Below are 13,992 nucleotides of genomic sequence, written 5' to 3'. Positions count from 1 at the left end.
CGGTCACCTCACCCGCGACGGCTTCGGCTTCGCCGTCGCCAGCGGCGACCGCGCGAGGACGACACAGCCGACGGTGATCAGGGCCACCGCGATCAGCTGGGGCAGCAGCCACCACCCGGTCCGCAACTCCTCGCCGAACAGCGTCACCCCGTAGGTGATGCTGATCAGCGCGTCCCCGAGCGTCAGCATCGGCTGCACCGCGACCAGCGAGCCGGCCTGCAACGCGTTCTGGAGGAGGAACAGCGCCCCCACACCGGCCGCCGCGGTGGCGTAGAGCTGCCACGCCGTCAGCAGACCGACCACGCCGTCGGCCTCCAGCCGCGACATGGCGTCCTTCATCAAGGCGGCGGTCAGCGCGTACCCGCAAGCCGCGGCCAGCCCCAGCAGGGCGGCGCGCGCGTTGCCCCTGGTGCCGAGTGCCGTGGCGATCAGCGCGGCCTCGAAGGCGCCCGTCGCGACCAGCGCCGGGATCCAGAGCGCTCCCTCGACGTCCTCGCTGCCGCCGACCGGCGCGGCGGCGGCCATGCCGAGGGCCAGGCCCACCGTCACGGCGGCCACTCCGTACCAGACCTGGCGCGTCACCCCGACCCGCATGACGAACCCGGCGACGACCAGGGCCGCCGGCAGTTCGATCACGAAGATCGGCTGGACCACGGCGATGGGCCCCGTCGCCAGCGCGACGGCCTGACAGACCGCCGCGACGATCACGAGACCGATGCCGGCGAGCCACACCTTCTGCCGCAGCAGATGACCGATCAGCGACAGACGCATCGCCTCGCTGTCGGGCACGTCGAGGGCGGCACGGCGCTGCAGCACCGAGGCGGTGCCGTTGCTGAGAGCGGTCAGGACGGCGAACAGGACACTGATCACCGCCCCATCATGAGGGCCCGGCCCGCCCCGCCTGTGGTGCCGCCGACCGTGGGGGTGTCGCCCGTACCGCCACCGCGCCGCGGGGCCCCGCGTACCCTGCGGACCATGGCCGCCACGAACACTCCCGTGCTCTCCACCCGCGCGCTCAACAGGGCCACACTGGAAAGGCAGTTGCTCCTGCGACGGGCCACCGTCCCGGTGAAGGACGCCGTCGGCCGGCTGGTCGGCCTGCAGGCCCAGAACACCAGGCCCCCGTACTTCCAGCTGTTCTCCCGGCTGGAAGGCTTCGACCCGGCCGCGCTCTCGGCGCTGATGGAGTCGCGCGAGGTCGTCAGGATCGTCACCCTGCGCTCCACCATCCACACCCACACCGCCGAGGACGCCCTCACCCTGCGCCCCCTGGTCCAGCCCGCGCGCGACCGCGAGCTGAACATGTTCCGGAGCGGGCTCACGGGTGTGGACCTGGACCGGCTCGCCTCGCTCGCCAGGGACCTGGTCGAGGAACGGCCGCGCACGATGAAGGAGTTGCGCGAGGAACTGCTCCCGCGCTGGCCCGACGCGGACCCCCGGGCACTCGCCGTCGCCGCCCGGTGCAGGCTGCCACTGGTCCAGGTCACCCCGCGCGGGCTCTGGGGGCGCAGCGGGCAGGTGGCCCTGACGACGGCCGAGAACTGGCTGGACACCCCCGCGCAGCCGGCTGCCACCCCCGACGCGACCGTGCTGCGCTACCTCGGAGCGTTCGGGCCGGCTTCGGTGAAGGACATGCAGACGTGGGCGGGACTCACCCGGATGCGCGAGGTGTTCGACCGTCTGCGGCCCCGGCTCGTCACCTTCCGCGACGGGAACGGCGTCGAACTCTTCGACCTGCCCGACGCCCCGCGCCCCGATCCCGGGACGCCGGCCCCGGCGCGGTTCCTCCCCGAGTTCGACAACCTGCTCCTCGGCCACGCCGACCGTACCCGGGTGATCCCGCCCGCGTACAAGGGGCGCAACGGCGTGGGCAACCAGTCCTACGGGACCGTCCTGGCCGACGGGTTCCTGGCCGCGCTCTGGCGCCTCGACGAGACGGGGGACACCGCGGTCGTCACCGTGCAGGCCCTGGGCGAGCTCGACCCGGCCACCCGCGAGGAGATCACCCGGGAGGCCGTGGACCTGCTGACGGTGATGGCGCCGGCGCCCGCGTACGACGTCCGGTTCGGCACGTTCGTCGACTTCGGGGACTGAGCCGCCCCGGCAGTGGCGAGGACGCCCGCGCCGGGGCGCCTACGGCAGCAGCCCCGCGCGGCGTGCCGCCACCACCGCCTCCAGCCTGGTGTGCGCCCCCAGCTTCTGCATCGCGGAGCGCAGATAGCTCTTCACCGTCTCCGGCCTCAGCCCCAGACGCCCGGCCGCCGCGGCGTTCGTCGCGCCCGACGCGACGCAGGCGACCACATCCACCTCGCGGGGCGCCAGCCGTACCCGCCCGGCCGCCGGGTCCGGGGCCGCCCCCGTGGCCGAAGCGAGCCGCCCGCACACCGCGAGCAGTTCGTCGCGCAGCACCGGATCCACGATCCGCGGGGCGAGGGCGCGCAGCTCGCGATGGGCCTCGCGGACGTCCTCCTCCCGGGTGCCGGGGCACGTGCCCGGATCGCTGACCTGCTCCCGGGTGGCGGCCAGGAGCTGCTGCACCTCGTCCCGGACGGCCAGGGCCTGCTCCACGTCCCGGGCGGCCGAGGCCGCCAGGTCGAACGTACGGTCCCCGAGGGTGAGCGGCTCGCGCAGAGCCCCGTACAGCACGCCGCGCACCGTCCGGCGCACGACGACGGGTACCGCGACGACCGAACGCAGACCTTCCGCCGCCACCGCCGTGTCGTACTCGTGGCTGATGTGGCGCGACGAGGGGTAGTCCGAGACCGCGCACGGCCGGGACAGGGCGATCGCCTTGCCGCCCAGTCCGCTCCCCGACGAGATGACGAGCCCGCGCAGGGCCGAGGTCTGCGCCCCGCTCAGCTCGGCGATCGGCGCGTGCCGGGCGTCGGACAGCAGCCCGCCGAAGACGACCGGCAGCCCGCTCGTGCGGCGCAGCCTGAGCAGCGCGGTCCGCAGCTCGGTCGCCTCGCCCGGTTCCGGCACGCAGATGACTCCCCGCCCTGTCGGACCTGCCCCCGTTCGGGGGTGGTCAGATCTGAATCGCTGTTCACATGATGTCAGAGGACGGGTTCGCGACCAGGAGGACACATGCCGGCAACGAGTGCGACGGAGATGTTCCGGGCAGCCCGGGACTTTTTGATCGAGCACCGTGAGGACTACATCACGGCGTACGAGGGCTTCAGCTGGCCCAGGCCCGACCACTTCAACTGGGCCCTCGACTGGTTCGACGTCATCGCCGAGGACAACGACCGCACAGCCCTGCACATCGTGGAGGAGGACGGCGGCCGCACCGAGGTCTCCTTCGCCCGGATGGCGGCCCGCTCCGACCGGGCGGCGAACTGGCTGCGGGAACAGGGTGTGGCGGCGGGAGACCGGATCCTCGTCATGCTCGGCAACCAGGTCGAGTTGTGGGAGACGGCGCTGGCCGCGATGAAGCTGCGCGCCGTCGTCATCCCCGCCACCCCGTTGCTGGGACCCGTCGACCTGCGCGACCGGGTCGAGCGCGGCAAGGTCCGCCATGTCCTCGTCCGGTCGGCGGACACCACGAAGTTCGACGAGGTGCCCGGCGACTACACCCGGATCTCCGTCGGCGACGACGTCGACGGCTGGCTCTCCTACAGCGGGGCCGACGAGGCGTCGGAGACCTTCACCCCGGACCGGGAGACGGGCGCCGGAGAACCCCTGATGCTCTACTTCACCTCGGGCACCACCGCGAGCCCCAAGCTCGTCGAGCACACCCACGTCTCCTACCCCGTGGGCCACTTGTCGACGATGTACTGGATCGGCCTCAAGCCGGGCGACGTCCATCTGAACATCTCCTCACCCGGCTGGGCGAAGCACGCCTGGTCGAACCTCTTCGCGCCGTGGAGTGCCGAGGCCACCGTCTTCATCTTCAACTACACCCGGTTCGACGCGGCCCGGCTGATGGCGGAGATGGACCGCTCGGCGGTCACCAGCTTCTGTGCCCCGCCGACGGTCTGGCGGATGCTCATCCAGGCCGACCTGACGCAGCTGAAGACACCCCCGCGCGAGGTCGTGGCTGCCGGCGAGCCGCTCAACCCCGAGGTCATCGAGAGCGTCCGGCGGTCCTGGGGCGTCACCATCCGGGACGGCTTCGGGCAGACGGAGACCGCCGTGCAGGTGGCCAACACACCGGGGCAGCTCCTCAAGGCGGGCTCCATGGGGCGGCCCAGCCCGGGCTTCAAGGTCGAGCTCCTGGACCCGGTCACCGGTGAACCGGGTGCGGCGGAGGGTGAGATCTCCCTCGACCTGGCAGCCGCCCCCGTCGGACTGATGACGGGCTATCACGGAGACCCCGGGCGCACGGCCGAGGCCATGGCGGGCGGCCACTACCGCACGGGTGACATCGGCGCACGGGACGAGGACGGCTACATCACCTACGTCGGTCGGGCCGACGACGTCTTCAAGGCCTCCGACTACAAGATCTCGCCGTTCGAGCTCGAGAGCGCCCTGCTGGAGCACGAGGCGGTCGCCGAGGCCGCCGTCGTACCCGCCCCCGACCCGCTGCGGCTCTCCGTCCCGAAGGCGTACGTCGTGCTCGCCGAGGGCTGGGAGCCGGGACCCGACACCGCGAGGGTGCTGTTCGAGCACTCCCGGGCGGTCCTCGCCCCGTACAAGCGCATCCGCCGGCTGGAGTTCGCCGAACTGCCCAAGACCGTCTCGGGGAAGATCCGCAGGATCGAGCTGCGCGAGCGCACGGCGCAGGGCACGGGGACCGAATTCGACGAGGGGGATCTGCGATGAGCGGCCTGTCCTACGCGCACGGCACCGGCGGCACGCCCCTGCTCGGCGACACCATCGGACGCAACCTGGACCGGGTGGTCCAGGCGTTCGGGGAGCGTGAGGCCCTGGTCGACGTGGTGTCCGGACGCCGCTGGACGTACGCCGAATTCGGTGCCGACGTCGATGAGCTGGCCCGCGGTCTGATGGCCTCGGGCGTGGCCAAGGGCGACCGGGTCGGCATCTGGGCGGTCAACTGCCCCGAGTGGGTCCTCGTCCAGTACGCCACGGCCCGCATCGGCGCCGTCATGGTCAACATCAATCCGGCCTACCGCGCGCACGAACTGGAGTACGTGCTCGGGCAGGCCGGGATCTCCGTCCTGGTCGCCTCGCTCGCCCACCGGACGAGCGACTGTCGCGCGCTGGTCGGGCAGGTCCGTGCCGACTGCCCGGCACTGCGGTCCGTCCACTACATCGGCGACCCGTCCTGGGACGAGCTCACGGCCGCCGCCGATGACGTGACGGCGGAAGAACTGGCCGCGCGTGAGGCCGAGTTGTCCTGCAATGACCCGATCAACATCCAGTACACCTCCGGAACCACGGGATTCCCCAAGGGGGCCACCCTCTCCCACCACAACATCCTGAACAACGGCTACTTCGTGGGGGAGATGGTCGCCTACACGGAGGAGGACCGGGTCTGCCTGCCGGTGCCCTTCTACCACTGCTTCGGCATGGTCATGGGGAACCTCGGCGCCACCTCGCACGGCGCCTGCATCGTGATCCCCGCGCCGGCCTTCGAACCCGCCGCAGTGCTGGCCGCCGTGGAGCAGGAGCGCTGCACCTCGCTCTACGGCGTGCCCACGATGTTCATCGCGGAACTCGGCCTCCCCGGCTTCGCCTCGTACGACCTGTCCTCGCTGCGCACCGGGATCATGGCCGGCTCGCCCTGCCCCGTCGAGGTGATGAAGAGGGTGGTGGCCGAGATGCACATGGACGAGGTGTCCATCTGCTACGGCATGACGGAGACCTCGCCCGTCTCCACCCAGACCCGCAGGGACGACGATCTGGAGCGCCGCACGGGCACGGTCGGCCGGGTGATGCCGCACATCGAGGTCAAGGTGGTCGACCCGGTGACCGGGGTGACCCTGCCGCGCGGTGCGACCGGTGAGCTCTGCACCCGGGGGTACAGCGTGATGCTCGGCTACTGGGAGCAGCCGGAGCGGACCGCCGAAGTCGTCGACGCGGGACGCTGGATGCACACGGGGGACCTCGCGGTGATGCGGGAGGACGGGTACGTCCGGATCGCCGGCCGGATCAAGGACATGATCATCCGTGGCGGCGAGAACGTGTACCCGCGTGAGGTCGAGGAGTTCCTCCACGGCCACCGGAAGATCATGGACGTCCAGGTGGTGGGCGTGCCGGACGCGACGTACGGGGAGGAGATCCTGGCCTGCGTGATTCCGCGTGATCCGGCCGACCCGCCGACACTCGACGAACTGACGGAGTACTGCCGGGGGCAGCTCGCCCACTACAAGATCCCGCGCGGGCTGAGGATTCTCGAGGCCTTCCCGATGACCGTCAGCGGCAAGGTCCGCAAGGTCGAACTGCGGGAGGGGTACGGGGCGTAGTCCGGGCCGGAGGGCGCGGGGTCAGGCCGCTTCGATGACGCCGGAGCCTATGTCCTGGGTCGCCGCGGCCCACTCGATGAGCAGCACCTCGTACTCCGCGGCCTCCATCGGGGTCCAGTCCTGGCCTGCCCTGGAGTCGACGAGCGCGCGGATGGCCTCGTTGGCCTCGACGGCCGACGGGTGGGCGGGCTGGGTCAGGAAAACCGAGTGGGATGAGGTGGGAAGCCGGGGAGTTAAGACCATGCCTTCACTGTACGTCCTCATACTGACAACAGCTCGAACATATGCGGCTGGCAGGGCACAGGTGACCGAAATCATGCGAAGGCCTCCTGAGTTCACGGGCCCACGCTGACCAGTTCGTCGGCCGGGCCGTTCACCGGCTGCGGTGCGCCGGTGAGGTCGAGGACGAACAGCGGGATGGCGAGGCCGTCCGCGCGCGAGCGGGCCTCGTCCGTGTAGCCGGCCAGGGAGAACAGCGCACCGGACACCGACGTGTTCAGTGCGTTCAGCCAGAGGCACTCGACGTCACGCAGGGCCGTGGGCCGCGTGGTCGCGTCGACCTGGGCGATGAGCCCGGCCGCCCTGAGGTCGATCCTGGAGTCGGTCCGCGTCTCGGGCTGGACGACGTCACTGAAGCCCAGCCATCTCAGGTAGAGCGCGGCGGTGTTCACCGCGTCGCGGGCCGTGCGTATCACCAGGGGCCGGAACGACGGGCGCGGGTGCGCGGCCGTGCGTGGCAGCGGTATGTGGGACGGGCCGGCCGCGGTGGACGGCGGTGCGGTCCCGCGTGTGGCCACCGGCCGTACGGGGATCCGCAGTACGGCGCCGCAGGGGCAGCAGAGTTCGGGGTGCGGCCACTGGTCGCGGCGCCCGCAGGAATGGCATCGCACGCCGACCCAGTCGTCGTTCCAGGTGCGGTGCGTGATGACCGTGGGCGGCGCTCCGCGCATCAGTGGAGGGGCGGTCGGGGAGCCGCACGGGCAGGGGTAGACCGGCGTGATGTAGGCGTGGTCGCGGTGGCAGACCGGGCAGCGCACCGGTACGGACTCCACGTGCTGCCCCTCTCCTCCGCCCCGCGGCGGCGACTGCGTTCCGTGCGTTCATCGTCCACCAGGAGCGACGTCCAGGGGAGGGAAACGCGTGTTTGGGCCGCCGCTCTCCACCGCTTCTACCCCTCTCCCTTGACGGCTGTACGGAGCCGCCCTAAGTTGATTCCGTATAGCAGAACTAAATTTCCGTAATGCGGAATTGGTGCTCTCAGGTGGCGCGACAGAGCCCGACTCCACCAGGTCCGAGCAGGAGCACTCATGCCTCGTATGACCGCTGCCCGAGCGGCAGTTGAGATCCTCAAGCGCGAAGGTGTCAGCAACGCGTTCGGCGTGCCGGGTGCGGCGATCAACCCGTTCTACGCGGCCCTCAAGGCCTCCGGCGGGGTGCAGCACACCCTCGCGCGGCACGTCGAGGGCGCCTCCCACATGGCGGAGGGCTACACCCGCGCCCGTGCCGGGAACATCGGCGTCTGCATCGGTACGTCGGGGCCCGCCGGCACCGACATGATCACCGGCCTCTACTCGGCCATCGCCGACTCGGTCCCGATCCTCTGCATCACGGGACAGGCGCCGACCGCCGTGCTCCACAAGGAGGACTTCCAGGCCGTCGACATCGCCTCGATCGCCGCTCCGGTGACCAAGGCCGCGACCACGGTCCTGGAGGCCGCCCAGGTCCCGGGCGTCTTCCAGCAGGCCTTCCACCTGATGCGCACGGGCCTGCCGGGGCCGGTCCTCGTCGACCTCCCGATCGACGTGCAGCTCACCGAGATCGAGTTCGACCCGGAGCTGTACGAGCCGCTGCCCGTCCACAAGCCCGCCGCGAGCCGCAAGCAGATCGAGCGGGCCGTCGAGATGCTGAACGCCTCCGAGCGGCCGCTGCTCGTCGCGGGCGGCGGCATCATCAACGCCGACGCCTCCGAACTCCTGGTGGAGTTCGCCGAGCTGACCGGCGTCCCGGTGGTCCCCACCCTGATGGGCTGGGGCATCCTCCCGGACGACCACGACCTGAACGCGGGCATGGTCGGCCTCCAGACCTCGCACCGCTACGGCAACGCGAACTTCCTGGAGTCCGACTTCGTCCTCGGCATCGGCAACCGCTGGGCCAACCGCCACACCGGCAGGCTGGACGTCTACCGGCAGGGCCGCACCTTCGTCCACGTCGACATCGAGCCCACGCAGCTGGGCAGGATCTTCGCCCCGGACCTCGGCATCGCCTCCGACGCGAAGGCGGCCCTGGAGCTCTTCGTCGAGGTGGCGCGTGAGCTGAAGGCCGCGGGAAAGCTGAAGGACCGCTCGGTGTGGGCCGCGTCCACGCAGGAGCGCCGGGCCGCGCTCCAGCGCCGTACGCACTTCGACGACGTGCCGCTGAAGCCCCAACGGGTGTACGAGGAGATGAACCGGGCTTTCGGCCCCGAGACCCGGTACGTCACCACCATCGGTCTCTCCCAGATCGCGGGCGCGCAGATGCTGCACGTCTACCGGCCCCGTCACTGGATCAACTGCGGCCAGGCCGGCCCGCTGGGCTGGACGATCCCGGCCGCGCTGGGTGTCGCCACGGCCGACCCGGACGGCTCCGTCGTCGCACTCTCGGGCGACTACGACTTCCAGTTCATGCTGGAGGAGCTGGCGGTCGGCGCGCAGCACCGCATTCCCTACGTCCACGTGCTGGTGAACAACTCCTACCTGGGGCTCATCAGGCAGGCGCAGCGCAACTTCGACATCGACTTCCAGGTCAACCTGGAGTTCGAGAACCAGAACTCCCCGGAGCTGGGCGTCTACGGCGTGGACCACGTCAAGGTCGTCGAAGGGCTGGGCTGCAAGGCGATCCGGGTCACCGAGCCGGACCAGCTCCTGCCCGCGTTCGAGGAGGCGAAGAAGCTCGCGGCCGAACACCGGGTGCCCGTCGTCGTCGAGGCGATCCTGGAGCGGGTCACCAACATCTCGATGAGCGGGACGGACATCGCGTCCGTCAACGAGTTCGAGGACGTGGCGACCGAGCCCGGGCACGCCCCGACCGCGATCCGGCCGCTGACGGTCTCCTGACCTCGCAGGACACCGCCGGAACCCCTGGGGCCCGGCCCGCCCGCTCCCGACAGGGAGCCGTGCGCGGGCCGGGCCCCGGTGTCTCCCGCGCGTCGTGGAGCCGGCACGGTCGGGGTCCGGCCCCGCCCTCCGTGCCGCCGGTGTCGACGGGCGCCTCACGGGGCGTCCCCCGGCACACCGCGAGGCCTGTGCCCCACCTGGTGCGGCCGGTTCGCGTCCTACCCGAACCCGGGGCCCCGCCCGGATCCTTGGCCCATGGGGGACACCGAGTACGACGCGTCCTGCCCGGACCGGCCCGACGGCGACCATGACCATCTGACAGCAGCCTTCCACGCGCTCCTCGAAGGCGCCACCGCCCCCCGGCCACCGGCGCCACCCGAGTGCCCGTTCTGCGAACTCCCGCAGGACCGGTACGCCACCGACCACGCCGGGCACTGGGTCCTCCTGGAGCCCCGCATCCTCGTCCCGGCCCACACCGTCCCCCCTCGGCGGCGGTGGATCATCACCTCGACCGGGACCGCGCTGAACCTGTGGGACGCGGAGCCGCTGCCCGGCGCGATGTGCCGCATCCCGCACCGCATCGCCTGCCCGTGCCTGGAGCCCGAGGACCACTGGCCGTGGATGACGGCCCTGCGACACCACAACGGGCGACGCGCGCAGCGCCTGTTCGACCTCCCCGGTGAGGACCTCCCGGACACGGGCTGACCCCCGGCCGCAGGTGGCCCTCACGGGTGGGCACACCACGACAGCAGGGGTGCGGCGCACGCCGAACCGGCGTACACCGCACCCCTGCTGTCGTTTTCCACGGCGACCGCGGCGGTGGACGTGGGCGGCGGGCGGAACGGTTCCCTCAGGTCTGGAACCGGGCCACCCGGCCCTTCGCCACCGCACCGGCGTCGTCCGCCGCCGCGGTCCCGTCCTGCCGGTGCCGTGCGCCACCCCTCATGCGGGTGCGTGGCACGGGCAGGGCTCCGTAGGGAGGCTCAGTCCTCGCGCAGTGCGCGGACGGCCTCCTCCACGCGCTTGCCGTAGTCGGCGTCGGCGGCGTGGAAGTGAGCGAGGTTCTTCTCGATGACATCGTCACGGGTGACCTGGGAGAGGCCACCGGCGATGTTGGCGACCAGGCGGTTCCTCTCGTCCGCCGACATCAGCCGGTAGAGCTCGCCGGCCTGGAAGAAGTCGTCGTCCTTGGTGTGGGCGGGCGCCTCGTGCGTGCCCGTCCAGCCGTGGACCGCGGTCGGGGCGGCCAGCGCCTGTCCGGTCTGCGCGGGACCGGCGTAGGAGTTGGGCTCGTAGTTCTTGTCCTGGCGCGAGCCGTAGCGGGTCGCGTGCAGACCGTCGCGGCCGTAGTTGTCGACGACGGCCGCCTTCGGCGCGTTGACCGGGAGCTGGGTGTGGTTGATGCCCAGGCGGTAGCGCTGCGCGTCGGCGTAGGCGAACAGCCGGCCCTGGAGCATCCTGTCCGGGGACGGGCCGATGCCGGGAACGAAGTTGTTCGGGGAGAACGCCGCCTGCTCCACCTCGGCGAAGACGTTGTCCGGGTTGCGGTCCAGCACCAGACGGCCGACCCGCTGGAGCGGGTAGTCGGCGTGCGGCCACACCTTGGTGACGTCGAACGGGTTGAACCGGTAGTCCGCGGCCTCGGCGGCAGGCATCACCTGCACGTGCAGCGTCCAGGACGGGTTGACGCCCCGCTCGATGGCCTGGAGCAGGTCCGTCTGGTGCGAGTTGGCGTCCTTGCCGACCTGTTCGGCGCCCTGCTCGGCGGAGAGCGAGCGCACACCCTGGTTGGTCCTGAAGTGGTACTTGACGAAGAAGGCCTCGCCCTCCGTGTTCGTCCACTGGTACGTGTGCGAGCCGAAGCCGTTCATGTGGCGGTACGAGGCGGGGATCCCGCGGTCACCCATCAGCCAGGTGATCTGGTGCGTCGCCTCGGGGGAGTTCGCCCAGAAGTCCCAGACGTTGTCCGGCTCCTGGCGGCCCGTGAAGGGGTCGCGCTTCTGGGAGTGGATGAAGTCGGGGAACTTGATCGGGTCCTTGATGAAGAAGACCGGGGTGTTGTTGCCGACGAGGTCGTAGTTGCCCTCGTTCGTGTAGAACTTCAGCGCGAAGCCGCGGGGGTCGCGTACGGCGTCGGCGCCGCCCAGGGAGTCGGCGACGGTGGAGAAGCGGATGAACGTCTCGGTGCGGCGGCCCACCTCGGAGAGGAAGTCGGCGCTGGTGAAGCCGGTGACGTCGTCCGTCACCTCGAAGTAGCCGTACGCGCCGGAGCCGCGGGCGTGGACCACGCGCTCCGGGATGCGCTCACGGTTGAAGCGGGCGAGCTTCTCCAGCAGGTGCTGGTCCTGGACGAGGAGCGGCCCGCCGGCGCTGGCCGTGGCGGAGTTCTGGTTGTCGGCGACCGGGGCGCCTGACTCGGTCGTGAGCACACGCTGGGACATGGAGGCCTTCCGTACGGAGCTGCTGACGGTTTCAGGAGACTAGATTCGCCGAGATCGGCACGTCAACAGTTTGTTGAAATCGGAGGAGAGGGTTCCGGGCCGCGGCGGCGCCTGGGCGCGACAGGACAGGTGTCAGCGCCGCCGCGACCCGGAGTTCAGGGGGCCCTGGTGAGGGCCGGGGTGTCAGACCTGGGAGCCGGAGAGCCGCTCGACCGAGCGCAGCAGCGCCGAGTGGTCGAGTCCGCCGTCGCCCTGGGCGCGCAGTGAGGCGACCAGCTGGGCCACGACCCCGCCGACGGGCAGGGCGGCGCCGACGTTGCGGGCGGCGTCCGTGACGATGCCCATGTCCTTGTGGTGCAGGTCGATCCGGAAGCCCGGGGCGAAGTCCCGCTTGAGGAAGTTGTCCTTCTTGCGGGTCAGGACCGTCGAGCCGGCGAGTCCTCCGTTCAGGACGTCGAGCGCGGCGCCCAGGTCGACCCCGGACTTCTCCAGGAAGACCACGGCCTCGGCGCAGGCCTGGATGTTGACCGCGACGATCAGCTGGTTGGCGGCCTTCACCGTCTGGCCGGACCCGTGGGGCCCGCACAGCACGATGGTCCTGCCGAGCGCGTCGAGGAGCGGCTTCGCGGCGTCGAAGTCGCTCTGCTCGCCGCCGACCATGATGGACAGCACGGCCTCGACCGCACCGGCCTCACCGCCGGAGACCGGGGCGTCCAGCACGCGGATGCCCTTCTCCTTCGCGTTCCTCGCCAGGTCCACGGAGGTCTGCGGCGTGATCGAGGACATGTCGATCAGCAGGGCGCCCTCGCGGGCGTTCTCCAGGATGCCGTCGGGGCCGTAGGCGATCGCCTCGACCTGCGGGGAGGCCGGGACCATCGTGATGACGACGTCGGCGTCACGGACGGCCTCCGCGATGGAGGCGGCGCCCTTGCCGCCCGCCGCGACGAGACGGTCGATCTTGTCCTGCTCCAGGGTGTGGCCGGTCACCTGGTATCCGGCCTCGACCAGATTCTCGGACATGGGGGAGCCCATGATGCCGAGCCCGATCCAGGCGACCTTGGGGAGGTTGCTGCTCATGACGGTGCCTTCCGGTAAGCGTGTGTGCGTGGGGCGGGCGGCCTCAACGGGCCGGCCGGTGCTCGGCGGGGAGCCAGTCGAAGGCCTCCGCGCTCGGGCGGTCGCCCGGCTTGTACTCCAGGCCGACCCGGCCGTCGTAACCGGCCTCGGTCAGCTCGTCGAGGAGCCGCTCCAGGGGGAGCGAGCCGGTGCCGGGCGCGCCCCGGCCCGGGTTGTCGGCGATCTGGACGTGGCCGGTCTTCGCGGCGTACGTCTTGATCACCTGGCTGAGGTCCTCGCCGTTCATCGACAGGTGGTAGAGGTCCAGCAGGAACGTGGCGTTGCCCAGGCCCGTCGCCTCGTTCACGCGGTCGACCACCTCGACGCCGGCCGGTGCGCTCACCAGCGGGTAGAGCGGCGACTCCGTGTCGTTGAGGGTCTCGATCAGGAGGGTCGCCCCGATCCTGTCGGCCGCGCGGGCGGCCAGGACCAGGTTCTCCAGGGCGAGTTCGTCCTGGGCTGCCGCGTCCACGCCCTCGACGCGGTTGCCGTACAGCGCGTTGAGCGCCTCGCAGCCGACCGAGGCCGCGAAGTCCGCCGCCACGTCGATGTTGGCGCGGAAGCGGTCCGACTCCTCGCCGGGCAGCGAGAGTGCCCCGCGGTCGGGGCCGGGGAGCCGGCCCGCGTAGAAGTTCAGTCCCACCAGCCGCGTTCCCGCGTCGTCGAGCGCCTTCTTCAGGGCGTCGAGCTCGGTCTGCGCCGGGGTGGGGGTCTCGATCCAGGGCCACCAGAGCTCGACCGCGGTGAAGCCCGCGGCGGCTGCCGCCGCCGGACGCTCCAGGAGCGGGAGTTCGGTGAAGAGGATCGAGAGGTTCACATCGAAGCGCTGGTCCGAGAAGCCCATCATGCGCTCCTTCCGTATTGCGGAAGTTAGTTTCTGCTTAACGGAAGATTGCCCGGCTGGTGGCGGAGCTGTCAAGAGGCCGTCCCGATTTCGGGGCACACGGAAGCGGGGTGGAGGCCGCTCTGCCCCCC

12 protein-coding genes are annotated in these 13,992 nt (G+C 71.1%); 5 read left to right on the top strand and 7 right to left on the bottom strand.

Translation table 11 applies throughout. The features are described from left to right. Window positions 1–3: 3 nt before the first annotated feature. On the bottom strand, window positions 4–870 hold the full coding sequence (locus tag P8A20_RS05990; RefSeq protein WP_147960075.1) for a DMT family transporter: 867 nt from the start codon (window positions 868–870) through the stop codon (window positions 4–6). A gap of 105 nt (window positions 871–975) precedes the next feature. Here P8A20_RS05990 and P8A20_RS05985 point away from each other — a divergent pair, with 105 nt between their 5' ends. After that, window positions 976–2,094, top strand: a complete 1,119-nt coding sequence (locus P8A20_RS05985) for a winged helix DNA-binding domain-containing protein (protein ID WP_147960076.1) — start codon at window positions 976–978, stop codon at window positions 2,092–2,094. 39 nt (window positions 2,095–2,133) lie between these two features. On the opposite strand, the gene P8A20_RS05980 is transcribed toward P8A20_RS05985, so the two are convergent. Further along, window positions 2,134–2,982: a response regulator transcription factor gene (locus tag P8A20_RS05980; protein ID WP_147960077.1), complete on the bottom strand. Its 849-nt coding sequence runs from the start codon at window positions 2,980–2,982 to the stop codon at window positions 2,134–2,136. 105 nt (window positions 2,983–3,087) lie between these two features. Here P8A20_RS05980 and P8A20_RS05975 point away from each other — a divergent pair, with 105 nt between their 5' ends. Next, complete coding sequence (locus P8A20_RS05975) at window positions 3,088–4,764, top strand: AMP-binding protein (RefSeq protein WP_147960078.1); 1,677 nt, start codon at window positions 3,088–3,090, stop codon at window positions 4,762–4,764. Beyond that, complete coding sequence (locus P8A20_RS05970; protein ID WP_306103019.1) at window positions 4,761–6,368, top strand: AMP-binding protein; 1,608 nt, start codon at window positions 4,761–4,763, stop codon at window positions 6,366–6,368. Before P8A20_RS05975 ends, P8A20_RS05970 begins: the two co-directional genes overlap by 4 nt. A 21-nt stretch (window positions 6,369–6,389) precedes the next feature. Here the strand turns inward: P8A20_RS05970 and P8A20_RS05965 are convergent, their stop codons facing one another. Continuing rightward, a complete protein-coding gene (locus tag P8A20_RS05965; protein WP_306103018.1) occupies window positions 6,390–6,611 on the bottom strand; it encodes a hypothetical protein in 222 nt (73 codons plus the stop codon). A 92-nt stretch (window positions 6,612–6,703) separates the two neighbouring features. Continuing rightward, window positions 6,704–7,420, bottom strand: coding sequence for a hypothetical protein (locus P8A20_RS05960; RefSeq protein WP_147960082.1), 717 nt, complete (start codon window positions 7,418–7,420; stop codon window positions 6,704–6,706). A 255-nt stretch (window positions 7,421–7,675) separates the two neighbouring features. Between P8A20_RS05960 and gcl the strand changes: the two genes are divergently transcribed. Next, complete coding sequence (gene gcl, locus P8A20_RS05955; protein ID WP_306103017.1) at window positions 7,676–9,460, top strand: glyoxylate carboligase; 1,785 nt, start codon at window positions 7,676–7,678, stop codon at window positions 9,458–9,460. 255 nt (window positions 9,461–9,715) lie between these two features. Beyond that, a complete protein-coding gene (locus tag P8A20_RS05950; RefSeq protein WP_147960084.1) occupies window positions 9,716–10,165 on the top strand; it encodes a DUF6083 domain-containing protein in 450 nt (149 codons plus the stop codon). A 278-nt stretch (window positions 10,166–10,443) separates the two neighbouring features. On the opposite strand, the gene P8A20_RS05945 is transcribed toward P8A20_RS05950, so the two are convergent. From P8A20_RS05945 to P8A20_RS05935, 3 genes are all read right to left on the bottom strand, one after another. Further along, window positions 10,444–11,901, bottom strand: coding sequence for a catalase (locus P8A20_RS05945; protein ID WP_306103016.1), 1,458 nt, complete (start codon window positions 11,899–11,901; stop codon window positions 10,444–10,446). 183 nt (window positions 11,902–12,084) lie between these two features. Beyond that, window positions 12,085–12,978: a 2-hydroxy-3-oxopropionate reductase gene (locus P8A20_RS05940; protein WP_306103015.1), complete on the bottom strand. Its 894-nt coding sequence runs from the start codon at window positions 12,976–12,978 to the stop codon at window positions 12,085–12,087. A gap of 43 nt (window positions 12,979–13,021) precedes the next feature. Then, window positions 13,022–13,861, bottom strand: a complete 840-nt coding sequence (locus P8A20_RS05935) for a TIM barrel protein (protein WP_147960504.1) — start codon at window positions 13,859–13,861, stop codon at window positions 13,022–13,024. Window positions 13,862–13,992: the final 131 nt, after the last annotated feature.

Source organism: Streptomyces sp. Alt3, from assembly GCF_030719215.1.
Classification (GTDB): Bacteria; Actinomycetota; Actinomycetes; order Streptomycetales; family Streptomycetaceae; genus Streptomyces; species Streptomyces glycanivorans.
Note: the sequence above shows the minus strand (reverse complement) of the source record. Positions and strands in the feature narration are given on the sequence as shown.